Consider the following 23,896-nt stretch of genomic DNA (forward strand, 5'->3'; position numbering starts at 1 on the left):
GTTGACTTGTTCGCCAAGAAGGCTCACGATCGGGAAAACCCAATCCGAAGGGAGGTCGGAGCATGGGCTTCACCATAGCCGAAAAGATCCTCGCCCGCGTGTCGGGCAAAACCGAAGTGCGGGCCGGCGATGACCTGCTCGCAAAACCGGATTTCGTGATCGCTTACGATTTTCCGGGCTACACCGACGTGATCTTCCGCCAGATGGAGGAAGAGTTCGGCATCGAGAAGGTCGCCGAACCCGACCGGTACGCGCTGTTCATCGACCACATGGTCCCGACCGCCACGGCGGCCGAGGAAGACCTGCACGAGGGCACGCGCAGCTGGGGCAAGAAGAACAACGTGCCGGTCTACGAGCGCAAGGGCATCGGCCACCAGGTCGCGGCCGAGCTGGGCTACGCCACGCCCGGTGCCTTCGTGGTGCATTTCGACGGGCACATCTCGCAGCTTGGCACCTTCGGCACGCTGGCCATCGGCGTGCGGCGTCACCTGCTCGAGGCGTTCGTGAAGGAGCGAATCAAGTTCCAGGTGCCTGAAACCGTGCGGATCGACATCACGGGCGAGTTGCAGATGGGCGTGACCTCGCGCGACGTGTTCCACCATATCGTGCGTGTGCTGGGCCCGCGGGCCTGCCGCGGTATGGTGATGGAAATCGGCGGCCCGGCAATCGAGGCCATGTCGCTCGAAGCGCGGCAGACGATCAACTGCCTTGCGATGTTCACCGGCGCCATCACCGCGATCAACAACCCGGACGAAAAGGCGCTGGCCTATATCCGGGAACGCCAGAGGCTCGATATCGAGCCGCTCTTCTCGGACCCTGACGCGACCTACCACGCGCGCCACGAGATCGACATCACCAATCTCGAACCGGTTGCCGTGATCCCGCCGAGCCCCGCCAATACCCACGACCTCAGCGAGGTCGCAGGCACCGAGGTGCAGGTCGGCTATCTCGGTTCCTGCGCGTCTGGCCGGGTCGAAGACCTTGCGCTGGCCGCCGACGTGCTGGAAGGCCGCCGGATCAAGGATGGGTTCCAGCTTTACGTCATCCCGACCAGCCAGGAGATCATGGAGGAGGCGGCCTCGAAGGGGATCCTCAATCGCCTGATCAACGCGGGCGCGTTTATCAGCTCGTCCTCCTGTGATTATTGCTTCGGCCGGATGGGCGCGATGCGAGAAGGGCAGAAGGCGGTTTCGACCGGTACGCTCAACGTGCGCGGCCGGATGGGTTCGCCCGATAGCGACATCTACATCGTCAACGCGGCCGCCGTTGCGGCCTCGGCCATCGAGGGCAAGATCGCCGATCCGCGCCCCTATCTGACCGCGGCCAAGGAAAAGGTGCCGTCATGACCCTGCCCAATCTCAAGGGCCGCGTGGCCTGGATCTTCGAAGACGAGGATTTCGACGTCGACCAGATCGTCGGCGTGAAGAACATCAAGATCAAGGACCCCGACGAGCTGGCCAAGCTGTGCATGGCTGCCGAAGAGCCCGACTTTGCCGAAAAGGTGCAGCCGGGCGACCTGCTCGTGGGCAACCACAATTTCGGCTACGGCCACCCGCACTACCCGCCGATGATCGGCATGCGGAAGCTGGGGATCGGCGGCGTGATCGGCGAAAGCTTCTCGCCCGGCTACTGGCGCGGCGAGATCGCGATGGGCTTTCCGCAGGTGATCTGCCCCGGCATCATCGGCGCCGTCAGCCGTTGGGACGAAATCGAGGTCGACTGGGCCGCAGGCGTTCTGCGCAACCTGACGGCCGGAACGGAACTGCCCATTGAACCGCTCAGCGAGGGCGACCGCGACATGCTCGCGGCCGGCGGCATCGTCGGCTACCTGCATGCACGTGAAGGCGAGGAGGCCTGACAATGATCGAAGATAATGTGAAACGTGATTTCGCGGCAAAGGCGCGGGCGGGCGAGACCCAGTTCGTGGCCGGCTGTTTCGACGCCATGTCGGCGATGCTGGCGGAGAAGGCCGGAGCGCCGGCAGTGATGACCTCGGGCTTCGCGCTCTCGGCCACCAATTTCGGCTTCCCGGATGTCGAGCTGTATACCATGACCGAGAACCTCGGCGTGGTCCGCAACGTGGCCAATGCCGTCTCGATCCCGGTCATTGCCGATGCCGACACCGGCTATGGCAACGCGATCAACGTCATGCGCACCGTGCGTGAGTTCGAACATGCGGGCGTTGCCGCGATGATCTTCGAAGATCAGCTGGCGCCCAAGCGTTGCCCTGCCGTGGCAAACCAGGTGGAAATTCTGCCGGCGCACGAGCAGGCGGGCAAGATCCGCGCCGCCGTATCGGCCCGCAGGAATCCAGACACGCTGATCATCGCCCGTACCGACGCGCCCACCGTGTCGGGCGCGATCGAGCGTGCGAAGCTTTACGTCGAGGCCGGCGCCGACCTCGTTCAGCCGATCAGCAAGACGTTCACCGATCTCGACAGCCTGAAACAGCTGCGCGAGGCGGCTGGCGTGCCGCTTTCCCTGCAGATCCTCGGCTGGCTGGAAAAGGACATCACCGCCGACCAGATCCGCGAGATCGCCGGGCTGGCGACCTATCCGCTGGTGGGCCTGATGTCCGCCGCGCAGGCGATGCAGGACAATTACGCCAAGCTGATGAAAGACCTCGATACCGGCGCGTTGCCGCATCCGGTCATGAGCATGGGCGATTTCAAGGATTTCATCGGGTTCGAAGAGATCGAGAACCAGCAGGAGAAATTCCTGTTGATGGATATCCGGGCGACCAGCGCCGCCGAATAGGCGAGGAAGCGGCCGGCCCGGGCCAAGGTTGAATGTATCAGCAGAAAGTCCTGCCCGATCGGGCAGGGCTTTTTCTTTTGTGGCTGTGACTGAAATCAATTTTTTGGAAAAACTAGTATACAAGCTGGAATACCAGTTGTAGCCTGCCCATGGAATCGCCGCAAAGCCGTGCCTTGACCAGGGCCGGAACAAGACGGCGAACGCGCGAAGACCGAACTGGGAGGAAAGACCTTTGCCCCATTGGCTGGCAAGAAATCGTCATGCGCCCGCGTGTCCTTCGATGCGCGGCGCGGGTCGCGGCAACTGCGAGGCGCGGGACCATGTCTGAGATGCATCTCGTCCACATGTTCTTTCACTCGCCCATCACCCACACGGCCCTGAGCTGGGCCAGCGAGGAAGACGGGCATCTCGCCGGAATGGGCGATTATGGCTACTGGCAGGATATCGCCCGCACGCTGGAGCGCGGTTGTTTTGACGCCGCGTTTTTTGCCGACACCCCCGCCGCCTCGGACCAGTACAAGGGCGGGCCGGAGACGCCGCTGAAATACGGTGTTGTCTGGCCGACGCATGACCCGATGCCGCTGGCCGCGGTCATGACCGCCGCCACCAAACACCTTGGTGTGGGCGTGACCCTGTCGATCACCGGCAACTCGCCCTATCTGGCGTACCGCAGGCTATCGACGCTCGACTATCTCAGCGGCGGGAGGATCGGTTGGAACGTGGTCACCGGGCACATGCAGGCCGAGCACAAGGCCGTGGGGCAGCAACTCGTGCCGCATGCCGAGCGCTACGATGCCGCCGACGAGTTCATGGAGGTCTGCTACAAGCTGTGGGACAGTTTCGGCGAGGGCGCGCTGCCGATGGACAAGGCGGCGGGCATCCTTGCCGATCCCGACAAGATCGAAAAGGTACGCCACGAGGGCAAGTATTTCCGCTGCGAGGCCGTCTCGCCGACCTTGCCATCGCCGCAGGGCCGGCCTGTCATCTTCCAGGCCGGGTCGTCCGGCCGCGGCATGGAATTCGCCGTCAAACATGCCGAGGCGATCTTTGCGATCCAGCCGCATCTCAAGGCGATGACGGCTTTCCGCGAGCGGTTCGACGCCGCGGCTACCAAGGCCGGCCGCGACCCGATCGGCATCCTTTTCGGCCTGCAATACGTTCTGGGCAGCACCGAGGAGGAAGCCCACCGCCGCCTCGAGGCGCTGCGCGAGCGCGTTCCGCTCGACGCCGGGCTGAGCCGGCTTTCCGCACCGCTTGGTATCGATTGCAGCACGCTCGACCCGGATCAGCCGTTGGAGGAGGTCCCGACACAGGCGTCGCAGGGGATGGCGCAGGCGCTGAGCCAGATCGGCAGTGACACCGGCAAGAAGATCACCGTGCGCGAGGCCGCGATCCAGATGGGCCTTTCGGTGGGCCTGCCGCAGGTCATCGGTTCGCCCGAGCAGGTTGCCGACGAGATCGAACGCCACTGGCGCGAAAGCGGCGCCTTCGGTTTCAATCTCAGCGCGCCGACCAAGCCGGGCATGATCGAGGAATTCGTCGATCACGTCGTGCCGATCCTGCAGGACAGGGGCCTCGTGCGCCGTGATTACTCGGGGAATACGCTGCGCGACAACCTCGGTTTCTGAAACGACCGGGCGCGCCGCCCGGAAAACTCTGATAGCAAACGGCGCAAGACTGGGAGGAATAAAATGAAAACTCTACACATGATGGCCGCCGGGGCCGCCCTGCTTGTGCAGGCCTCCGGGGCGTATGCCGCGGATTACAACTGGCGGTATGTCGGCGTGATCAATGCCGCGCATGACTATGCCAAGATCATGATCGAAGGCTTCGAGCGGGTCGAGGAACGCACCGACGGGGCGCTGCATATCGAATACGTCTCCTATGGCGAAACGCCTTACAAGGCGACGGATTCGCTGACCCTCATCCGCGATGGCCTTGTCGAGATGACCGAGTGGATTCCGGCCTACAACGCCTCGACCTATCCGCTTCTGGCAGGGCCGGAGCTGCCCTTCGTGATGGCCGAGCTCGAAGATGCCGCCGGCTTCCAGGAGGCGACGCTCAAGGCATGGAGCACGCCGACGATCAGCGAGTACAAGCAGAGCATCATCGACGAGCACGGCGCCGTCAGCCTGTCGACCCAGTTCTATGACCCGATCAACATCTGGTTCACCGACGAGGTGACCGGCATCGAGGGCATGAAGGGCAAGAAGGTGCGCGCGTTTTCACCGGTACAGGCCGATTTCCTGACCTCCGCCGGCGCGTCGCCGGTCAATATCGCAGCGGCCGAGGCCTATACCGGGCTGCAGCGCGGTGTGATCGACGGGGTGATTACAGGCGCCGGCGCGGTGGTCAGCTTCAAGTGGAACGAGGTGCTGACCTCGGGCTTCACCACCAACCTGACGCTTCTGTCCTTCGACATGGTCGCGGCCGAGGCCAAACTGAACGAGCTTCCCGATGAGGTGCGCGCGGTACTGGTCGAGGAGATGGGGAATGTCGAGGCCGAGATCCGCGAGCTCATGCCCAAGGCGTATGAACAGAAGATCGCCGAGCTGAAGGAAGAGGGCCTGACGATCACCAACCCGTCGCCCGAGCTTTACGGGGAATTCCACCGCATCGCGGTCGAGGACGTCTTCCCGGCCTGGGCCGAGCAGGCGGGCCCGCAGGCCGAGGAGATTCTCTCCGATTTCGGCATCGAGCTGAACTGAGCCGGGACCGGACGCGCCGATGGAGACCGGAAAGGCCAGATGGCACGAGCGTGCAGGGGTGTTCGCCTCTGCCGCTCTGCTGATCGTACTGTTCGGGCTGCTGTTGACCGACGTGATCCTGCGGTGGCTGCATGTCGAGTTCTACTGGGGCAGCGAGGGCGGTGGGCTGCTGATGGCGTGGATGATCTTCCTTGCCCTGCCGATGGTGATGCGCACGCGCGGGCATATCGCGACCGATTTCGTTGTGGCGCACTTGCCTGACGGGGTGAAAGCCATGCTCCGCATGGCGGGGCACGTGCTGATGATTGCCTATCTTGCGTGCCTGGTCTGGTACTGCGCCGATCTTGCCCATTCCAACTGGCAAGGCGGCGCACGCTTCCAGGGCATTCTGCGCCTGCCAATGTATCTTGTTCAAAGCGGGATCCTGGTAGGGCTGCTGCTGATGCTGCTCAGTGAGATCCTGATCCTTTACGAAGAAGCCCGCGCTTTTGGCCGGACAGGAGGCGACGCAACATGACAGTCATGGTGCTCATGGGGCTGACGGTTGTCGCGCTCCTCGCTTTCGGCTTTCCCGTGGCCCTCGTGCTTGGGGCGACCGGGGTGTTCTGGACGTGGGCGTATGACCCCAACTACATGTCGGGTATCGCCCACACCGTGTTCAACACGGCCAGCGGTGAGACCCTGATCGCCATCCCGCTCTTCGTGCTGATGGGCCAGATCGTCCAGCAATCTCGCGTGGCCGAGCGGTTCTACGAAACCGTCGCCCGCTGGCTGCGGTTTCTGCCCGGGGGACTGCTGCACGCCAACATATCCGTCAGCGCCGTCTTCTCGGCGGTCAGCGGGTCAAGCATGGCAACGGCCGCGACCGTGGCCTCGGCGGCGCTCAACAGCCTTGAACGCCTCAAGTACGACCGGCGGATGTCGACCGGCACGCTGGCCGCGGGCGGCACGCTCGGCATCCTGATCCCGCCCAGCATCCCGCTCATTGTCTACGGTTCGCTGGCCGAGGAATCGATCGGCAGCCTCTTCATCGCCGCGCTTCTGCCGGCCGTTCTGATGGTGTCGCTCTTTCACGCCTATATCTTCATCCGGGCGCTGCTGAACCCGTCGCTGGCGCCGCGGGTTCATGGATCGGAGATGACGAAGGTCAGCATGGCGGAGGGCCTCAACAGCGTTCTGCCTGTGCTGGCCATCATTCTCGTCGTCCTCGGCGGCATCTATGCCGGCTGGACCACCAGCACCGAGGCGGCCGCGCTGGGCTCGTTCATGTCGCTGCTGGCGGCGGCATGGCAGCGGGCGGTGTCGCTGCAGATGCTGCGCCGGGTACTGACCGAGACGGTGATGCTGAGCGGGATGATCCTGTTCATCGTGATCGGCGCGCAGGTGTTTTCCTTCGCGGTTTACACCTGGGGCATCAATATCGAGATCGGGCGTTTCGTGGCTGACCTCGCCTTTCCGCCGCTGGCGATTTTCGGGGTGATCGTGCTGGTCTATCTCGTGCTGGGCATGTTCGTCGATGCGCTGTCGCTCATGCTGATGACGCTGGCGGTGGTACATCCGATCGTCACCAACCTTGGCTATGACCCGATCTGGTTCGGCATCGTGCTGGTGCTCTTGCTCGAGGTCGGGCTGATTACGCCGCCGGTCGGCATCAACCTTTTCACCATCAAGGCCGTGCGAAATGACATCCCCTTAAGCGACGTCGCCTTCGGGGCGCTGCCCTTTGTCGTGATCGTCCTGCTGACCGTGGCGCTGCTGGTGGCCTTCCCGCAGATCGTGCTGTGGCTGCCCTTCCGCTGAGGGCGCTGACCCCAACCCACCCTTTTCAGGGAGACCCAGATGACCAAGCCTGTCGAAGAAGGACACCCAAGCGACGACCTGAGCGGGTTTCGCCGAAGCCTGGGGGAGTTTGCCACCGGCGTCACGGTGATCACCACCTGCGTCGATGGCGTGTGCTACGGCATGACCTCGAACTCCTTCGCGTCCGTCTCGCTTGAACCGCCGCTCGTGCTCTGGTCGGTGAAATACGAAAGCCAGAGCTTCCCGGCCTTCCGCGATTGCAGCCATTTCGCGGTCAACGTGCTGGCCGATGACCAGGTGGACCTGTCGCAGAATTTTGCCCGCTCCGGCCCGGACAAGTTCGATGGTCTGGCCTACCGTGACGGGGCGGGCAAATGCCCGGTGCTCGCCGGTATCGCCGCGAGCTTCGAATGCAGCCTTTCCGAGATACACCCCGGCGGCGATCACCTGATCCTAGTCGGTCAGGTGGAGCGATACGCGCGCTATGACCGGCAGCCGCTGCTGTTTGCCAAGGGGCGTTATGCCATCGCCGCCGATCACCCGGAAACCCGTGTCGCCACCGATGCGGCCCCCGCCGCGACGGAGGTGCCGGAAGCGCCCACGCTTGCGCAGCTTCTGGGGCGGGCCTATGGCACCGTCGCCCACCGTCTCGAACAAAGCCGGAAGACCGCGGGCCTCGGGCTGACGCTGATGCAGGCGAGGCTTCTCAAGACGGTTCAGACTTATCCCGACAGCACGCTGCAAGACCTGCTTCCCGAGATATTCCTCGATTTCAACGCCAGCCAGAACATCCTTGAATCGCTCGAGGCATTGGACCTGCTGGCGATCGACGAGGCCGGCCGGGTGCGCCTGACAGAGGCCGGCGAAGACCGGATCAACGCGGTGGTCGAGCATACCCGGACCAACGAGCAGGACCTCTTCAAGGGCGTGCCGAAGGAAGACCTGGCGGCGATGCAGCGGGTGCTCGAGCGGGTCGTCGGAAACAGGGGCTAGGTCATGAGTGGCGCGGCATACGACTATATCGTCGTGGGCGCCGGGGCCACCGGCAGCGTCGTCGCGGCGCGCCTTTCGGAAGGCGGCACGGCCAGCGTGCTGCTGATCGAGGCGGGCGGCCGCGATATCAACCCGGTACTGCGGGTGCCGGGGCTTGGCTTCGCGGCCGGCACACTTGCCCGCTACAACTGGAATTTCCTGACCGAGCCGGTGCCGGCGCTGAATGACCGCCGGCTCACCTTCCTTCAGGGCCGCGTGATGGGCGGGTCGGGCAGCATGAACGGCATGGTCTACAGCCGTGGCCATTCCGATGAATACGACGCCTGGGCCGCGATGGGCTGCGACGGCTGGTCTTTCGATGAGGTGAAACCGTTCTTCCTCAAGTCCGAAACCAATGCCCGGGGCGCGGGCGCGTGGCACGGTGCCGACGGGCCCATGAACCTGCGCCCCGCACGGCCGGATCTGCCGATCTGCGACGCCTTTCTCGAGGCGGCTGGCGCCGAGGGCTTGCCCGTGGTCGACGACCTCAACGCCAACCAGCCCGAAGGCCTCGGAATCTACGATCTCAATGTTCGCAACGGTCGGCGGCACAGCGCCGCGCGTGCCTTTCTCGGCCCGGCGCGCGGCCGGGCGAACCTGACCATCCTGCGCAACACGCAGGTGACCGGCGTCGTCATCGAAAAAGGCAGGGCCGCCGGCGTGCGCGCGAGACGGAAGGGCAGGGCGGTGACCTATTCGGCCTCGCGCGAGGTGGTGCTCTGTGGCGGCGCCATCATGAGCCCTGCGCTGCTCATGCACTCGGGCATCGGACCGGCAGACGACCTTCGCGCGCTTGGCATCGAGGTGAAAGTCGACGCGCCGGCTGTGGGGGAAAATCTGCAGAACCACCCGTGCTATCGCCCGCAATATGCCTGTTCACACCCGGTGACGGCCCGAAGCCATGCGACCGCGGGCGGCGCGATGCGCGCCGGGTGGCAGTACCTTACCCGGTCAACCGGCCCGCTGGCGGAAAGCTTCGCCTCGGTCGGGGGCTTCTTCAAGAGCGACCCGACGCTTGAAAAGGCCGATATGCAGGTCGTCTTCCTGTCGGCGCTGCCGCCCTCCGGCGGCAAGGGCGTTTTCGACCTGCTTCCGCGAGAACACGGCTTTGGCCTGACGATCTACCAGGGTACGCCCCACAGCCGCGGCCGGGTTTCGCTTCGCTCTGCCGACCCGTTGGTGCAGCCGCGCATCGACACCGGTTATTTCACCGATCCCCGCGATATCGAGGTGCTGGCCGCAGGCGTCCAACGCATGCGCGACGTCATGAAACAGCCCGCCATCGCCCGCTTTATCAGCCGCGAGATCGCGCCAGGCCCCGCGGTGCAGACCCGTGCCGAGCTGATCGAGGAGATCCGCCGCAACGCCGGGACCTCCTATCACCAGAGCGGCACCTGCGCGATGGGGGCCGACAACCGCGCAGTGCTCGACTCTGCGCTTCGGGTGCGCGGCGTCGACGGTCTTCGGGTCGCGGATACTTCGGTCATGCCCCGCATGCCCAACGCCGCGCTGCATGCCCCGGCCCTGATGATCGGCGAGAAGGCGGCCGCGATGATCCTGGAAGGCGCGACGCCCCGGGCAGAGAGGAAGACTGCATGACCGACACGACGACCACGGCCCGCGAGACGGCCATCGAGCCCGAGATGCCGATCATCGACGCCCACCATCACCTGATCGACCGTCCCGGGCGTCGCTACCTCTTCGACGAATACCTCGCCGACGTCTCGGCCGGGCACAACATTCGCGCAACCGTTTACATCGAAAGCCAGGCCATGTGCCGGGCCGATGGCCCCGAGGCTCTGAGGCCCGTGGGTGAAACCGAGTTCGTCGTCGGCATCGCGGCGATGAGCGAAAGTGGAAATTACGGCCCCTGCCGGGTCAACGCCGGTATCGTTGGCCACGCCGATCTGGCACTGGGCGACGCTGTCGCGGAAACACTAGACGCTCACATCGTTGCCGGCGGTGGGCGGTTTCGCGGGATCCGGCAGGTCGCCCTGTCGCATCCCAGCCCCGAACCTTTCCGTTACGTGCTCAACCCGCCGCCGAAGGACCTGCTCCACTCCGACAGGTTCCGGGAAGGGTTTGCCCAGCTCGGCCCGCGCGGCCTCAGCTTCGAGGCGACGGTGTTCCATACCCAGTTGAGTGACATCGCGGCCCTTGCCGATGCCTTTCCCGAAACGGTGATCGTCCTCGATCATCTCGGCTTCGCCATCGCGATGGGGCTGTCGCAAAGCGAGCGTCACGCCGTCTTCGCGGACTGGTCGCAGGCCCTGCGAGAACTCGCGCGCCGACCCAATGTGATGGCCAAGATCGGCGGCTTCGGCCTGCCGTTCTGGGGCTTCGGTTTCGACCAGAACGAGATCAAGCCGGACAGCGACACGCTCCTCCGCGCATGGAGCCCCTATATCGAAACCGGGATCGACGCGTTCGGGCTCGACCGCTGCATGATGGAAAGCAACTTCCCGGTCGATGCGATGAGCTGTGACTACGTCACGCTCTGGAACGCCCTCAAGAAGGCCACGCGCGCCCTTGGCGCCGAGGACCGCCACAAGCTCTTCTTCGAAAACGCGGCGCGGATCTACAGGCTGGACGTCGCCGGATGACCCGGTCAGAGATCCCGGTAGCCGCCCTGATGGGCGAGGGTCACGCCATCCCCGTTGGTCCGAACCCCTTCGACACGACCGATCAGAATAACCGCGCCTTCATCCTCGACGGTCTTCTCCAGTCGGCAATCGAATACCGCCGCTGCGGTCTCCAGCGCCGGGGCCCCGGTCGTGAAACTGCCCCACCTGCCTGCGGCAAACCGCTCCGCCATCTCGGCGCCGCCGCCGAACAGGCGTGCCATCTCGTCCGCTCCCGCGGGCAGAAGGTTGACCGCGAAATGCTCCGCTGCCCGGATTACAGGCAGGGCAGAAGTGTTCTTGCCCGCCGAGACCAACACCGTCGGCGGCTCGGCCGAAACATGTGCGAAGGAAAGCCCGAGAAACCCGACAGGGCCGGCGTCATGGATTGCCGTGATCACTGTGGCCCCAACCGGCCGCGCCCCGACGGTGCGCCAGAAAGCGCCTTGCGTAATGACCGCTCCGGTTGCTTCGAACCCCATGTCTCCCCCTCATCTGCGCGCCGTCACCCAGACGCGGTGACCGCCGAAAGCTTACATGTATTCCGCTGGAATACAAGATTTGCGCATGCGGCCCCCGGCCTTCGCTTGGCCCAAATCTCGGGGCGTGATATAGCCTCGGAAACCCGATCCCAACCAATTGGACACCCGAGTGGCGCAAAGCTTCGCTTCCCCTGCCGAGGACGGCAGCGACATGGATAAACAATCGCGAGACACCTACTCGATCATCCGCGAAAGGATCCTGACGCTCGACCTGCCGCCTGGCTCTCTTCTGTCGGAAAACTCGCTAGGTGCATCGCTCGGCCTGAGCCGAACGCCGATCCGCGAGGCGATCAAGCGGCTCGAGCGGGAAGACCTTGTCGCCATTCTCCCGCGTCGCGGCATCGTCGTGACCGAGGTTGATCTGAAAAGCCAGCTCGACCTATTGGAGTTCCGCCGTGGCATCGAGATCCGCCTGATCCGCCGCGGAGCAGAACGGGCCAGCCCCGCTCAACGCAGCCGGATCGGTGAAATCGCCGCGCTGGCCGAAGCCTGTGCCGCCTCGGGGGACCTGTCGCAGTACATCGCGCATGACACCGAGTTCGATGCCATCATTGAACAGGCCGCAGACAACCGCTTTCTCACGAATGCGATGAAGCCGGTCCACGCCCTTGTGCGCCGGTTCTGGCATACCCAGCGTGGCCGATCGGCGCTGCCGGAAGCACTTGACCAGCATGCCCGCGTTATCCGGGCCGCCGCAGATGGTGCGCCCGAGCGGGTCGAGGCGGAACTCTCGGCGCTCTACGATCAGAATGAACAGTATATTCTCGGTCTGATGACCTGAGCCGTGACGGAGAAGGGTGTACTGCACCGGGCCCCTTCTTGACTGGTGACCGATCAATCTAGTATACCAGTAGAATACATGATTTTGGGCGACACGTTTCCTCGCCCCGGAACGACAGGAAAGGCAGGCCCATGAACATGCTGCGGACGATCCCCACCGCATCCTACCCGAACGCCCGTGAGGCGGAAAACAACGTCATCGTTGGCCCCTCCGAGATCATCGCCGAAGCCGCCGCGGGCCGGATATTCATCCTCGTCGATGACGAAGACCGTGAAAACGAGGGGGACCTTGTCATTCCCGCCGACGCGGCCGACTCCGCGGCCATCACCTTCATGGCGCGCCAGGGCTGCGGCCTGATCTGTCTGGCCATGTCGGGCGAGATGGTCGACAGGCTCGACCTTCCGCCGATGCCCCGAAAGGGAAGTTCGCGCCACGACACCGCCTTCACCGTTTCGATCGAGGCGCGTGACGGCATCACAACCGGCATCTCCGCGAGCGACCGGGCGCGCACTGTCGCTGCCGCGATTGCGCCCGATGCCACCTCCGAAGACATCGTTTCACCCGGCCACGTCTTTCCCCTGCGTGCGCACGATGGTGGGGTGAGGGCGCGCGCCGGACATACCGAAGCTTCGGTCGAGGTGGCGCGCCTTGCGGGTCGCCGTCCGGCCAGCGTGATCTGCGAAATCATGAACCCCGACGGCACCATGGCGCGGCTTGATGACCTCGTGGCATTTGCCCGCACTCATGACTTGAAGATCGGTCGGATCTGCGACCTCATCACCTATCTCGACGCACCCGCCGTTCGGTCCGCCTGACCGCGTCATTCCTCGTCGGGCAGGTAGGCCTGAACGTTCTTCAGACTGCGCAGAACGAAGCTCGACCGCGAATGCCGGATCCCCGGCACCTTGTAGAGCTTCTTGCGTAGAAACTCTTCGTAGCCCCGCGTCCCGTTCACCGCGACCTTGATCAGGTAGTCGTATTCGCCCGTGGTCAGGTGAACCTCCAGCACCTCGTGGAGCTTTTCCATCTCCCGCCCGAAGACTTCGAGCGTCTGGTCGTCATGCCGGTCGAGCACCACTTCGATCAGCACGATCTCTGGTGCCCCGAGGCTCTCCTGGTTGAGCATCGCCCGGTAGCCGGAAATGATGCCATTGTCTTCCAGCCGCTTCACCCGCTGCCAGCAGGGGCTGGCCGAGAGGCCCACGATCTGCGCCAGCCGCGCGTTTGATACGCGCCCGTCAGCGGCCAGCGTCCGCAGGATTCGACGATCGATATCATCAATTTGAACGCTCTGGGGCACTGCAGAAACTCTTTTCTTTAAAGTCTCACAAATAGAAATAATCTTTCTGAATTCTTTTGTACACCAGTAGAGTTCAAAAGCACCTTTTTCCGCTCCCGCTCTAGCCTTCCCGCAGGAGGTGGCCGGAATGGAAGCCAGATTTTACTGCTGCGACCCGCTCAACACCGTCAGCCGTGTCATGGACACGGCGCGTCGCATGGGGCTCGGATTTTCCACCATGAGCTTCGACCGGACGGAGGACAGCCTCTACGTCTTCGACATCGTGCTCAGCGACCCGCCCGAACATCTGGCGCGGAACTTCATCGACAGGATTGCGAACTTTGTCGACCTCGAGCCGGGGCAGGGCGCATGACCGAGGAACGCACCCCCCGCCTGCATGTGCCGGAACCGGCCATCCGCCCCGGCGACCAGCCCGATTTCTCCCATGTCCGCGTGCCCCGCGCGGGCGAGGTACGGCGGCCCGAGCCGGATGAAAGCCCAGAGGAACTGCGCGATCTCGCCTTCACCATCATCCGCGTCCTGAACCGGGATGGCGAGGCGGTCGGCCCCTGGGCCGGTTCCCTTGACGACGACGCGATCCGCGATGGGCTGCGCCACATGATGATGCTGCGCGCCTACGACGCCCGGATGCTCAAGGCCCAGCGGCAGGGCAAATCCTCTTTCTACATGCAGCACCTGGGCGAAGAGGCGATTTCCTGCGCCTTCCAGAAGGCGCTGCGCCCCGGCGACATGAACTTTCCCACCTACCGGCAGGCCGGGTTGCTGATCGCGGCGGGCTATCCGCTGACCAAGATGATGTGCCAGGTCTACTCGAACGACGGCGACCCGGTGCGTGGCCGGCAGCTTCCGGTTTTTTACAGCTCGCGCGAGCACGGGTTCTTCTCGATCTCCGGCAACCTTGCCACGCAATACGTGCAGGCCGTCGGCTGGGCCATGGCCGCCGCGATCAAGGGCGAGAACAGCCTCGCCGCCGGCTGGATCGGCGACGGCTCGACCGCGGAAAGCGATTTCCACGGCGCGCTGGTCTTCGCCTCGACCTACAAGCCGCCGGTCATCCTCAACATCGTCAACAACCAGTGGGCCATTTCCACCTTCCAGGGAATCGCCCGCGGCGGCGCCGGCACCTTCGCCGCCCGCGGCCACGGCTTCGGCATCCCGGCGCTCCGGGTCGACGGCAACGATTACCTCGCCGTCCATGCCGCCGCCGCCTGGGCCGCCGAACGTGCCCGCCGCGACCTCGGGCCGACGATGATCGAATACGTCACCTACCGCGCCGGCGGGCATTCCACCTCCGATGATCCGGCGGCCTACCGGCCCAAGGAGGAGGGCAGCGCCTGGCCGCTGGGCGATCCGATCCTGCGGCTGAAGGCGCACCTGATCCAGAAAGGCCTCTGGTCCGAGGAACGCCATGCCCAGGCCGAGGCCGAGATCATGGACGAGGTTGTCGCCGCCCAGAAGGAGGCCGAGGCGATAGGTACGCTGCATTCCGGCCGCCGTCCCAGCCCGCGCGACATGTTCGAGGACGTCTTTGCCGAGATGCCCCCGCACCTCATCCGCCAGCGTCACGAAGTGGGGTACTGACCATGGCGCGCATGTCGATGATCGAGGCCATCCGCAACGCCCACGAGGTGGCGATGGAGGCCGACGAGAATGTCGTCGTGATGGGCGAGGACGTCGGCTATTTCGGCGGCGTCTTCCGCTGCACCGCCGGGCTGCAGAAGCGCTTCGGGGTCGAGCGCTGCTTCGACACCCCGATCAGCGAGCTCGGCATCGTCGGCACCGCCATCGGCATGGCGGCCTACGGGCTCAAGCCCGTGGTCGAGATTCAGTTCGCCGATTACATGTACCCCGCCTATGACCAGCTCGTCTCGGAAGCCGCCCGCCTGCGCTATCGCTCGGCCGGCGAGTTTACCTGCCCGATGGTGGTGCGCATGCCCACGGGCGGCGGCATCTTCGGTGCCCAGACCCACAGCCAGAGCCCCGAGGCCCTCTTCACCCATGTCGCCGGGCTGAAAACCGTCGTGCCGTCGACCCCGGCCGACGCCAAGGGCCTGCTGCTCGCCGCCATCAACGACCCCGACCCGGTGATCTTCCTCGAACCCAAGCGCCTGTACAACGGGCCGTTCGACGGCCATTTCGACCGCCCCTCGCGCTCGTGGAGCAAGGACGAGATGGGCGAGGTCGAGCCGGGCAATTACATCGTCCCGCTCGGGCAGGCGAAAACCGTCCGCGACGGCAGTGCCGCGACGCTGGTGACCTATGGCACGATGGTCCATGTCGCGCTGGCCGCGGTCGAGGAAAGCGGCGCCGATATCGAGGTGATCGACCTGCGCACCCTGCTGCCGCTCGACCTCGACACCGTCGCCGCCTCGGTGAACCGCACCGGCCGCTGCATTGTCTTGCACGAGGCGACACTCACCTCGGGCTACGGTGCCGAGCTTGCCGCGCTGATCCAGTCGGAATGCTTCTACGCGCTCGAGGCGCCGATCCTGCGCGTGGCCGGGTGGGACACGCCCTATCCGCATGCGCAGGAATGGGATTACTTCCCGGGCCCCGAACGGGTGAAACGTGCCATTGCCACGGTGCTGGAGGGGTAGGCCATGACCGAACAGAGCTTCAAACTCCCCGATATCGGCGAGGGCATCACCGAGGCCGAGCTGAGCGAATGGCTGGTCAAGGTCGGTGACGAGGTCCGAGAGGACGACCCGATCTGCGAGGTGACGACCGACAAGGCCACAGTGGAGATCCCTGCGGCGGCGACCGGACGGGTGACATGGGTCGGCGGCGAGGCGGGTGACGTTCTGGCCGTGGGCAGCGAACTGATCCGCATCGAAACGGATGGTGACGTCGCGCCGTCCGAGGAAAGCGAAGACCCCGCGCCGGAACCGGCCCCGAAGCCGGAATCGGAGCCGGAGCCCGAAACGCCCGCCAAGCCGGCGAAACAGCCCGAACCGCCCGCCAAGCCCGCCCGCCGCGCGCAGGCGCCCGCCTCGGCCACCATGGCCCGCAACGCTGCCGGCCGTCCGCTCGCCGCCCCCTCCGTCCGCGGCCGCGCGCTCGAGATGGGCATCGACCTGCGTCAGTTGCGCGGCACCGGCCCGGCCGGCCGTATCCTGCATGAAGACCTCGACGCCTACGCTGAAAGCGGCGGCGCGGCCGCGCCCGGCTCCGGCCTGCGCCGCCGCGACACCACCGAGGAGGTCCGGATCACCGGCGTCCGCCGCAAGATCTCGGAACGGATGTCGCTGGCCAAGGCACGCATCCCGCATTTCTCGATCATCGAGGAAGTCGAGGTCGATGCGCTGGAAGACCTGCGCGCCAGCCTCAACGCCCGTTTCGCCGACAAACGCGGCAAGCTCACCCTGCTGCCCTTCGTGATCCGCGCCCTGTCCGAGGCCGTGCTCGACCACCCTGAAATCAACGCCCATTTCGATGACGAGGCCAGCGTCGTCACCCGCCACGCCGCCCTGCATTGCGGCATCGCCACCCAGACCGACACCGGCCTGATGGTCCCCGTGCTGCAACACGCCGAGGCGATGGACCTGTGGGAGGCCGCCCGCGACGTCCGCCGCCTGTCCGACTCCGCGCGCGAGCGCCGGATCTCGCCGGAAAACCTTTCCGGGTCCACGATTACGATCACCTCGCTGGGCCCGCTCGGTGCGCTGGCGACGACACCGATCATCAACCACCCCGAGGTGGCCATCGTCGGCATCAACAAGATCGCCGTCCGCCCCGTCTGGGACGGCCACGCCTTCCAGCCCCGGCGCGTCATGAACCTCTCCTGCAGCTTCGATCACCGCGTGGTCGACGGGTGGGTGGCCGCGGAATTCGTGGCCAAGCTGAAGGCGCTTCTGGAAACCCCGGCAATGCTATGGATGGAGTGGCGCGATGACTGAGATGACCTGTGACCTGCTCGTCATCGGCGGCGGTCCCGGCGGCTATGTTTGTGCTTCGCGCGCGGCACGGCAGGGGCTCGATACCGTGCTGGTGGAAGGCCGCCGCGTCGGCGGCACCTGCCTCAACGTGGGCTGCATCCCGTCGAAGGCGCTGATCCACGCGGCCGACCTTTACCACACCGCCACGCTTCAGGCGGGCGAGGGGCTTTGTGGCGTCACCGTCGCGACGCCGCACCTCGACTACGGGCAGACGCTGGATTGGTCCGGCTCCGTCGTCGACAAGCTGTGCTCGGGCGTGACCGGCCTTCTTGGCAACAGCGGCGTGAAGACCCTGACCGGCTGGGCGCATTTCCGCGATGGCAAGACCGTCGAGGTCGACAGCGAGACCGGCCCCGTCACGATCCGCGCCGCAAAGGTGGTGATCGCCACCGGGTCGCAGCCGGTAGAGCTGCCGGGCCTGCCCTTCGGGCCGCATACGCTCGATTCCACCGCCGCGCTCGCCCTGGCCGACCTGCCCGCGCGGCTGGCGGTCGTCGGTGCCGGTTACATCGGGCTCGAACTGGGCACCGCCTTCGCCAAGCTGGGCTGCAAGGTGACCATCGTCGAGGCCGCCGACCGCATCCTGCCGCAATATGACGATAAGCTGACCCGCCCCGTCCGGCGCCGCCTCGAAGAGCTCGGGATTACTTTGAAGCTCGAAACCAGGGTGAAAGGCTGGGCGCAGGAGGGGCAGGAACTGACTCTTTCCGGCCCCGAGGGCGAAGAAACCCTTGCCGCCGACAAGGCCCTCGTCACCGTGGGCCGCGCGCCGAACCTCGACGGGCTGAGCATCGACGAACTCCGCCTGCGACACGACGGCCCCTTCCTCGAAATCGACGACCAGTGCCGCACCTCGATGCGCGGGGTCTACGCCATTGGCGACGTCACGCCGGGGCCGATGCTGGCGCACCGCGCGATGGCGCAGGGTGAGATGGTGGCCGACCTGCTTGCCGGGCACACGAAACGCTGGGACAAGACCTGTATTCCCGCGATCTGTTTCACCGACCCCGAAATCGTGACCGCCGGCCTGCTTCCGTCCGAGGCGCCGGAGGCCGAAACGGGCACCTTTCAGTTCCGCGCCAACGGCCGCGCCCTCACGCTTGGCGATACCGAGGGGTTCATCCGCATACTTGCCCGCCCGTCCGATCATGTCGTCCTTGGCATTCAGGCCACGGGGCCGGGCGTGTCGGAACTGGCCGCCGCCTTCGCCATCGCGATCGAATCCGGTCTGAGGGCGGAGGATATCGCGGCCACGATCCACGCCCATCCGACCCTTGGCGAAGCCCTGCAGGAGGCCGCGCTTGGGCTCACCTCCATGGCCAATCACGGCTGACGACATGCCGCAGCGGGTCGCCCCGGCCCTGCTTTCAATCTTCCGCACCAGTGGTATACAGGCAGCCGGAACAAGGCGAAGGCAGAAGGCCAATGGCGCGACAAATCCCAAAAACACAGGATGCCGGCGAGCTCGACCCGCTGGCGGCCACAGCCTATACGACGATCCTTGACCGTATCGTACGCCTCGACCTGCCGCCGGGAAGCCTGATCTCGGAAAATTCTCTCGGCCGGGAAATGGGCCTCAGTCGCACCCCCGTGCGAGAAGCGCTGAAGCGGCTCGAACGGGAATACCTCGTCTCGATCATGCCCCGCCGCGGGATCATCGTGACCGAGGTCGACCTGCGCAGCCAGATCCAGCTTCTGGAAATGCGCCGCGGCATCGAGATGCGCCTGCTCCTTCGGGGAACCGAGCGCGCAAGCGACGGCCAGCGGGCCGAGATGAAGCGGCTGGCCTCCGAGATGGAAGCGGCGGCAGAGGCAAACGACCTCAAAAGCTATGTCCGCCACGACGCCGAGTTCGATGCCATCGTCGAAGAGGCCTGTGGCAACCGCTTCCTGACCCAGGCGATGTGGCCGGTGCATGCGCTGATCCGGCGTTACTGGCATACGCAGGTCGGCACCGCCGGGCTGCGCGAGGCGCTTGACCTGCACGTGCGCGTGGTCCGTGCCGCCGCAGACGGGGATACCGATGCCGTGCGCCAGCGGCTCACCGAGCTCTGCGACCGCACGGAAACCTACATTCTCGACCAGATGCGATAACCTGCGCGCTCCGTGGCACCGGAAAGGCCCGCGCTTGCGTAACCGCTGCGTTGCACGCTTGACCTGCGTTTTCGCAAACATGTATTCTACTGAAATACAAGACGCGAAGCGCATTGGCGGCCACGCTGTTGACGACCCGGCTGCCGACACAGGGAGGAGTGAACATGAATGAGATGAAACCGGTCGCCTATACCCGGATTCCAAGGATCGATAAGTCGCTGATCGAACGGGCCAGCCAGAATTCGGTGGCTGACCTGCACGAAGGGCTTGGCGCCATCGCCGGGCGGCGTTGCCTGCTGTCCACCGCCATGCGCCCCGTCTGGCCCGGCGCCGGCACATGTGGCCAAGCCATCACCTGCTACAACTACCCCGGCGACAACCTGCTTCTGCACATCGCCGCCAAGCTGGCCGAGCCGGGCGATGTCATCGTCGCCACCAATGGCGGTAGTGCCCAAGGCGCGCTCTGGGGTGACATGATCACCTATTATGCACAACGGAAGGGCATCGCCGGCGCCGTTGTCGATGGCGCGGTTCGCGATACCGGCCGCGTGCGGGAGATGGGGTTTCCTGTCTTCTCGACGGCCATCTCCGTGTCGCACCCCGAAAAGCGTGGGCCGGGCTCGGCCAACGTGCCGGTCGTGGTCGCCGGCGTGACTGTGAACCCGGGCGATCTGATCGTCGCCGATGACGATGGCGTTCTCGCGATTCCGCCCGAACTGGTCGAAACCGCCGTGGCAAATGCCGAGGCTCGTGCGGCGAAGGAATCGGGTTTCCGCGACAAGCTCGACGAGGGTGCCACGATGTACGATCTGCTCGGTCTCGAGCGCGATGTCGCGGCCTGCGGGCTCACCGAAATCGAAGGGACCTGGAGAGGCGCTGTACCCCCCGACGCCTGATCCTCTATCCTGAGACGGCCGCAGGCCCGCGCTGGGCCTTGCGCCTCCGTGTTCCAAGGTCCAGAGCTTTGATTTAAAGCTGTTTTCCTGGAGGCGATGCCGTGCGGCCTGTGGTCTTTTCCATCAGAAAAACCGATCAAAATCATCACATCAATGATCATTAAAATGATCGGTTGGTATGCTAGAAAACCTTTCAGCCAAAGTCATCTTTGGCCGCGGCAGGGAGGAATGTCGCACGAATTTCTGCACCAGGCCGAAGACAGCCGGGCAGGGCAACGGAGGAGCGGATCGCGCCGAACGCGGCGGTCCGGTTGACCAAAGAGGAACGGCGTGACGGCAAAGACGGTTCCAGAGGATAGCCGGGGGGCAAAGACCTCCGGCCTGCAAAGGATACGCGAGGTCGCTGCCACGGCCGACAGGGGGCTTCGGCATCTGGAGACCGTGGCGATGGTGATCTCGGCCCTGTCGATTGTCGTCATCACGGTGATCGTCTGCGCCGAGGTCTTCCTGCGCACGGCAGTGGGGGTGTCGACGCTGATCTCGGCGGAATACGCGGGCTACCTGCTGGCCGCCAATGTCTATCTCGGCCTCGCATGGACCTTCCGGAACGGCGGTTTCATCCGGGTCGAGCTGATCCATAGCCAGTTCCGCGGCCGCGCCGCCGCGCTGATCAACCTGCTGATCACCGTGATCGCCACGGCCACGCTGCTTGTCTACACGTGGTACATCATCGGCTTCGTCGTGCAGAATTACCGCAGCGGCGCGACCTCGATCTTCATCACCCGCACCGTGCTCTGGGTGCCGCAACTGGTCATGCCGATCGGGTCGGTCCTGCTGACCTGCAGCATGATCTCGGCCCTCGTGCGCGCCGCGGCGGCGCTCTTCGCGCCGGGCCTTGTGGGGCAGGAAACCGAGGACCAAACGGAGGACTGGCTATGACCTGGGTTGCCTTTTCCGTCTTCATCATCACGCTTCTGTTCATCCTGCTGGCCTCCGGTGTCTGGATCGCCATCGCGCTGATGACGACGGGCATGTCGGGTCTCTACCTTGCCGGCGGGGCCAAGACCCTGCTGTCGTTGGGCTCGATCAGCTGGAACTCGATCAACTCCTTCACGCTCAGCCCGGTGCCACTTTTCATCGTGATGGGCGCAATCATCCTGCGCTGCGGCGTGGCGCAACGCTTCTACGCCGCGTTGGCCATCTGGCTTCGGTTCCTGCCGGGCGGGCTCTTGCAGTCGAACATCGTCTCCTGCTCGGTCTTCGCGGCCGCCTGCGGCTCCAGCGTGGCGACAGCCGGCACCATCGGCACGGTCACCATCCCGGAACTGAAGGCACGCGGCTATGACGACCGGCTGATCTTCGGCTCGCTCGCGGCCGGCGGCACGTTGGGCATCCTGATCCCGCCCAGCATCATCATGATCATCTACTGCTCGATCGTCGAGGTGTCGGTCGCCAAGCTGTTCATCGCCGGCGTCGTACCGGGGCTGGTGTTGGCGGTTGCCTTCATGGGCTATATTGGCCTGCGCTGCCTGCTCAATCCTTCCCTCGCCCCTGCGCATAGCGAAACGGTCACCCTGGGCGAAAAGCTCCGCTCGCTCGGGGATATCCTACCGCTCTTCGGGCTGATCTTTTTCGTCATGGGCTCGATCTACCTCGGCTGGGCCACGGCGACGGAGGCCGCCGCCATCGGGGTGCTGGCCTCGGTGATCATCGCCGCCCTTTATCGCGGCCTGAGCTGGGAGAACGTGAAGGAAGCCCACCTCTCGGCGGTCCGCACCACCTGCATGGTGCTGGTGATCGTCGTCGCCGCACAGGTGTTTTCCTACGCCCTGGTCTATTCCGGCGTCAGCCGCTCGTTGACCGGCTGGGTCATCGGCCTCGACCTGCCGGTTTTCGTGCTCTTCCTCGCTATCGTCGTGCTCTACATCTTCCTCGGCTGCCTGATCGACGGCGCCTCGATGATGCTGCTGACGCTGCCGGTGCTTTTCCCGATCATCAACGCCGCCGGGTTCGACCTGATCTGGTTCGGCGTCATGGTCGTGGTGCTGATCGAGATCGGCATGATCACCCCGCCGATCGGCCTCAACCTCTTCGTCCTGCACGGCATAGGGCAGGGCACGCCCTATACCGACGTGGCGCGCGGTGCGCTGCCTTACGTCTGCCTGATGCTCGGCTTCCTGCTTCTGATGTGGTTCGTGCCGGGCCTCGCGCTCTGGCTGCCGGACCAGATGACCGTGGCGCGATGACACCGCGCCGCACCGAATAACGAGAAACATGTCAACTAGGGAGGAAAGACATGAAGGATTTTGGACTTAGCAGGCGCTCGCTCCTGCGTGGAATGGGGGCCGCCGGGGTCGTGACGGCCGCGGCCGGCACCCGCGCCTTTGCAGCCCCGATGAAATGGGATTTCACCATATACTACGGTCCCGGCCACTCGCTCACCAACCTCTACATCGCGCTCACCGACGACATTCGCGAGCGCACCAATGGCGAGCTCGACATCACCGTGCGCACCGCCGGCGAGATGCCCTTCCGCGCGACCGAGGCCGTGCCGGTACTGGGCCAGGGGCAGGTCGAAATGGCGCTGGCCTACCAAGGCTTCATCGCCGGCACGACCAAGGTTGCCGCCATCCCCGGCCTGCCGTTCCTGATGCGCAACGCGGGCGAGGCGGAAACCGCCATGGAGGCGCTGATCCCCCATATCAACAAGAAGCTCAACTCGCAGGGCTGCCACATGCTGCTCTGGTCCGGCCAGAACTGGCCGCAGAACGCCTATGGCCGCGGCGAGCCGCTGACCAAGCTGGAAGACTTCAAGGGCATGAATGCCCGCGGCTCCAGCCCCGAACAGGGGGATATCATCCGCAAATACGGCGGCGCCGCGGTCACCCTGACTACCGCGGAGGTCCCCGAAGCCATGCATCGCGGCGTCGTCGATGCGGTCTTCACCGGCGCGGCCAACATCACCGGCTCGGGCTGGACCGAGTTCCTCGACTGGGGCTATTTCTGCGACCCCCATACCGGGATCGAGTACATCCTCATCAACCAGGACCTTTACACCGGCCTGCCCGACGACATGCGGGCAGCGGTCGATGCGGCCGTCTCGGAAAACCAGGCCGAATTCGCGGCCGCCCGCAAGAAGGCCAACGACGATGCCGAGGCGGAGATGCGCGAGGTCATGACCATCGTCGATGCCGACCCGGAAGACGTGAAGCGCTACGAAAGCGAATGGGCCGGCTACTGGGACGACTGGGCCAGCGACGGCGGGCCCGAGGTCGAGGCCGCGGTGGCTGACGTCCGCGAGGCGCTCGGGAAGTAACCTGCAATCCCGCTCCGGTGCGTTCTGCCGGGGCGGGCCACCTCCCGACCTGCCGGGAGAATCGATGAACAATATCAATTCTTTGCGCGATCCCGTCAGGCCCGTATCTGGCAT

Annotated in this window: 23 protein-coding genes and 1 pseudogene; 22 read left to right on the plus strand and 2 right to left on the minus strand. The window is 65.0% G+C overall.

Annotated elements, in window-relative coordinates; genetic code table 11:
- Nucleotides 1-62 precede the first annotated feature (62 nt).
- The 10 genes from RIdsm_RS03995 to RIdsm_RS04040 all read left to right on the plus strand — a co-directional run bounded on the left by RIdsm_RS03995 (nucleotide 63) and on the right by RIdsm_RS04040 (nucleotide 10,900).
- A complete protein-coding gene (locus RIdsm_RS03995) occupies nucleotides 63-1,346 on the plus strand; it encodes a 3-isopropylmalate dehydratase large subunit (RefSeq protein WP_057820665.1) in 1,284 nt (427 codons plus the stop codon).
- On the plus strand, nucleotides 1,343-1,858 hold the full coding sequence (locus tag RIdsm_RS04000) for a 3-isopropylmalate dehydratase small subunit (RefSeq protein ID WP_057820663.1): 516 nt from the start codon (nucleotides 1,343-1,345) through the stop codon (nucleotides 1,856-1,858). Before RIdsm_RS03995 ends, RIdsm_RS04000 begins: the two co-directional genes overlap by 4 nt.
- A gap of 2 nt (nucleotides 1,859-1,860) precedes the next feature.
- The gene (locus tag RIdsm_RS04005) at nucleotides 1,861-2,757 is read left to right on the plus strand and encodes an isocitrate lyase/PEP mutase family protein (protein ID WP_057820661.1); all 897 of its coding nucleotides are present in this window, start codon (nucleotides 1,861-1,863) and stop codon (nucleotides 2,755-2,757) included.
- 320 nt (nucleotides 2,758-3,077) lie between these two features.
- Nucleotides 3,078-4,385 (plus strand): NtaA/DmoA family FMN-dependent monooxygenase, encoded by a 1,308-nt coding sequence (locus tag RIdsm_RS04010; RefSeq protein WP_057820659.1) that lies wholly within the window; start codon nucleotides 3,078-3,080, stop codon nucleotides 4,383-4,385.
- A gap of 63 nt (nucleotides 4,386-4,448) precedes the next feature.
- Nucleotides 4,449-5,465 (plus strand): TRAP transporter substrate-binding protein, encoded by a 1,017-nt coding sequence (locus RIdsm_RS04015; RefSeq protein WP_082647530.1) that lies wholly within the window; start codon nucleotides 4,449-4,451, stop codon nucleotides 5,463-5,465.
- A 19-nt stretch (nucleotides 5,466-5,484) separates the two neighbouring features.
- Complete coding sequence (locus RIdsm_RS04020; RefSeq protein WP_082647529.1) at nucleotides 5,485-5,982, plus strand: TRAP transporter small permease; 498 nt, start codon at nucleotides 5,485-5,487, stop codon at nucleotides 5,980-5,982.
- Nucleotides 5,979-7,265, plus strand: a complete 1,287-nt coding sequence (locus tag RIdsm_RS04025; RefSeq protein WP_057820654.1) for a TRAP transporter large permease — start codon at nucleotides 5,979-5,981, stop codon at nucleotides 7,263-7,265. The genes RIdsm_RS04020 and RIdsm_RS04025 overlap by 4 nt, the downstream gene beginning before the upstream one ends.
- 39 nt (nucleotides 7,266-7,304) lie before the next feature.
- Nucleotides 7,305-8,258 (plus strand): flavin reductase, encoded by a 954-nt coding sequence (locus tag RIdsm_RS04030; protein WP_057820650.1) that lies wholly within the window; start codon nucleotides 7,305-7,307, stop codon nucleotides 8,256-8,258.
- 3 nt (nucleotides 8,259-8,261) lie between these two features.
- Nucleotides 8,262-9,896 (plus strand): GMC family oxidoreductase, encoded by a 1,635-nt coding sequence (locus tag RIdsm_RS04035; RefSeq protein ID WP_057820648.1) that lies wholly within the window; start codon nucleotides 8,262-8,264, stop codon nucleotides 9,894-9,896.
- Nucleotides 9,893-10,900, plus strand: a complete 1,008-nt coding sequence (locus RIdsm_RS04040; protein WP_057820645.1) for an amidohydrolase family protein — start codon at nucleotides 9,893-9,895, stop codon at nucleotides 10,898-10,900. Before RIdsm_RS04035 ends, RIdsm_RS04040 begins: the two co-directional genes overlap by 4 nt.
- 5 nt (nucleotides 10,901-10,905) lie before the next feature.
- On the opposite strand, the gene RIdsm_RS04045 is transcribed toward RIdsm_RS04040, so the two are convergent.
- Nucleotides 10,906-11,400, minus strand: coding sequence for a flavin reductase family protein (locus tag RIdsm_RS04045; protein ID WP_057820643.1), 495 nt, complete (start codon nucleotides 11,398-11,400; stop codon nucleotides 10,906-10,908).
- Between the two features lie 169 nt (nucleotides 11,401-11,569).
- On the opposite strand from RIdsm_RS04045, the gene RIdsm_RS04050 reads away from it, so the two are divergent.
- Nucleotides 11,570-12,241, plus strand: a complete 672-nt coding sequence (locus RIdsm_RS04050; RefSeq protein ID WP_057820641.1) for a GntR family transcriptional regulator — start codon at nucleotides 11,570-11,572, stop codon at nucleotides 12,239-12,241.
- A 137-nt stretch (nucleotides 12,242-12,378) separates the two neighbouring features.
- Nucleotides 12,379-13,026, plus strand: a pseudogene (gene ribB / locus RIdsm_RS04055) (3,4-dihydroxy-2-butanone-4-phosphate synthase); the annotation flags it as partial.
- A 35-nt stretch (nucleotides 13,027-13,061) separates the two neighbouring features.
- Here ribB and RIdsm_RS04060 read toward each other — a convergent pair.
- Nucleotides 13,062-13,541 carry an Lrp/AsnC family transcriptional regulator gene (locus RIdsm_RS04060; RefSeq protein ID WP_057820637.1) on the minus strand — a complete coding sequence of 160 codons (480 nt, stop codon included), beginning with the start codon at nucleotides 13,539-13,541 and terminating at the stop codon, nucleotides 13,062-13,064.
- 127 nt (nucleotides 13,542-13,668) lie between these two features.
- On the opposite strand from RIdsm_RS04060, the gene RIdsm_RS04065 reads away from it, so the two are divergent.
- From RIdsm_RS04065 to RIdsm_RS04110, 10 genes are all read left to right on the plus strand, one after another.
- Nucleotides 13,669-13,893 carry a hypothetical protein gene (locus RIdsm_RS04065; protein ID WP_057820635.1) on the plus strand — a complete coding sequence of 75 codons (225 nt, stop codon included), beginning with the start codon at nucleotides 13,669-13,671 and terminating at the stop codon, nucleotides 13,891-13,893.
- Nucleotides 13,890-15,122, plus strand: coding sequence for a 3-methyl-2-oxobutanoate dehydrogenase (2-methylpropanoyl-transferring) subunit alpha (locus RIdsm_RS04070; RefSeq protein WP_057820633.1), 1,233 nt, complete (start codon nucleotides 13,890-13,892; stop codon nucleotides 15,120-15,122). Before RIdsm_RS04065 ends, RIdsm_RS04070 begins: the two co-directional genes overlap by 4 nt.
- Nucleotides 15,123-15,124: 2 nt before the next feature.
- Entirely contained in the window at nucleotides 15,125-16,138 is a 1,014-nt protein-coding gene (locus RIdsm_RS04075; protein ID WP_057820631.1) for an alpha-ketoacid dehydrogenase subunit beta, read from the plus strand.
- A 3-nt stretch (nucleotides 16,139-16,141) separates the two neighbouring features.
- Nucleotides 16,142-17,437 carry a dihydrolipoamide acetyltransferase family protein gene (locus RIdsm_RS04080; RefSeq protein ID WP_057820629.1) on the plus strand — a complete coding sequence of 432 codons (1,296 nt, stop codon included), beginning with the start codon at nucleotides 16,142-16,144 and terminating at the stop codon, nucleotides 17,435-17,437.
- Complete coding sequence (gene lpdA / locus RIdsm_RS04085; protein ID WP_057820627.1) at nucleotides 17,430-18,809, plus strand: dihydrolipoyl dehydrogenase; 1,380 nt, start codon at nucleotides 17,430-17,432, stop codon at nucleotides 18,807-18,809. Before RIdsm_RS04080 ends, lpdA begins: the two co-directional genes overlap by 8 nt.
- Before the next feature lie 92 nt (nucleotides 18,810-18,901).
- The gene (locus tag RIdsm_RS04090; protein WP_057820624.1) at nucleotides 18,902-19,570 is read left to right on the plus strand and encodes a GntR family transcriptional regulator; all 669 of its coding nucleotides are present in this window, start codon (nucleotides 18,902-18,904) and stop codon (nucleotides 19,568-19,570) included.
- A gap of 164 nt (nucleotides 19,571-19,734) precedes the next feature.
- Nucleotides 19,735-20,466 carry a 4-carboxy-4-hydroxy-2-oxoadipate aldolase/oxaloacetate decarboxylase gene (locus RIdsm_RS04095; RefSeq protein WP_074940471.1) on the plus strand — a complete coding sequence of 244 codons (732 nt, stop codon included), beginning with the start codon at nucleotides 19,735-19,737 and terminating at the stop codon, nucleotides 20,464-20,466.
- Nucleotides 20,467-20,796: 330 nt separating this feature from the next.
- Nucleotides 20,797-21,405 carry a TRAP transporter small permease subunit gene (locus RIdsm_RS04100; protein ID WP_143100506.1) on the plus strand — a complete coding sequence of 203 codons (609 nt, stop codon included), beginning with the start codon at nucleotides 20,797-20,799 and terminating at the stop codon, nucleotides 21,403-21,405.
- Complete coding sequence (locus RIdsm_RS04105) at nucleotides 21,402-22,712, plus strand: TRAP transporter large permease (RefSeq protein ID WP_057820620.1); 1,311 nt, start codon at nucleotides 21,402-21,404, stop codon at nucleotides 22,710-22,712. The genes RIdsm_RS04100 and RIdsm_RS04105 overlap by 4 nt, the downstream gene beginning before the upstream one ends.
- A gap of 50 nt (nucleotides 22,713-22,762) precedes the next feature.
- Complete coding sequence (locus tag RIdsm_RS04110; RefSeq protein ID WP_082647528.1) at nucleotides 22,763-23,782, plus strand: TRAP transporter substrate-binding protein; 1,020 nt, start codon at nucleotides 22,763-22,765, stop codon at nucleotides 23,780-23,782.
- Nucleotides 23,783-23,896 lie beyond the last annotated feature (114 nt).

Source organism: Roseovarius indicus, assembly GCF_008728195.1.
Classification (GTDB): domain Bacteria; phylum Pseudomonadota; class Alphaproteobacteria; order Rhodobacterales; family Rhodobacteraceae; genus Roseovarius; species Roseovarius indicus.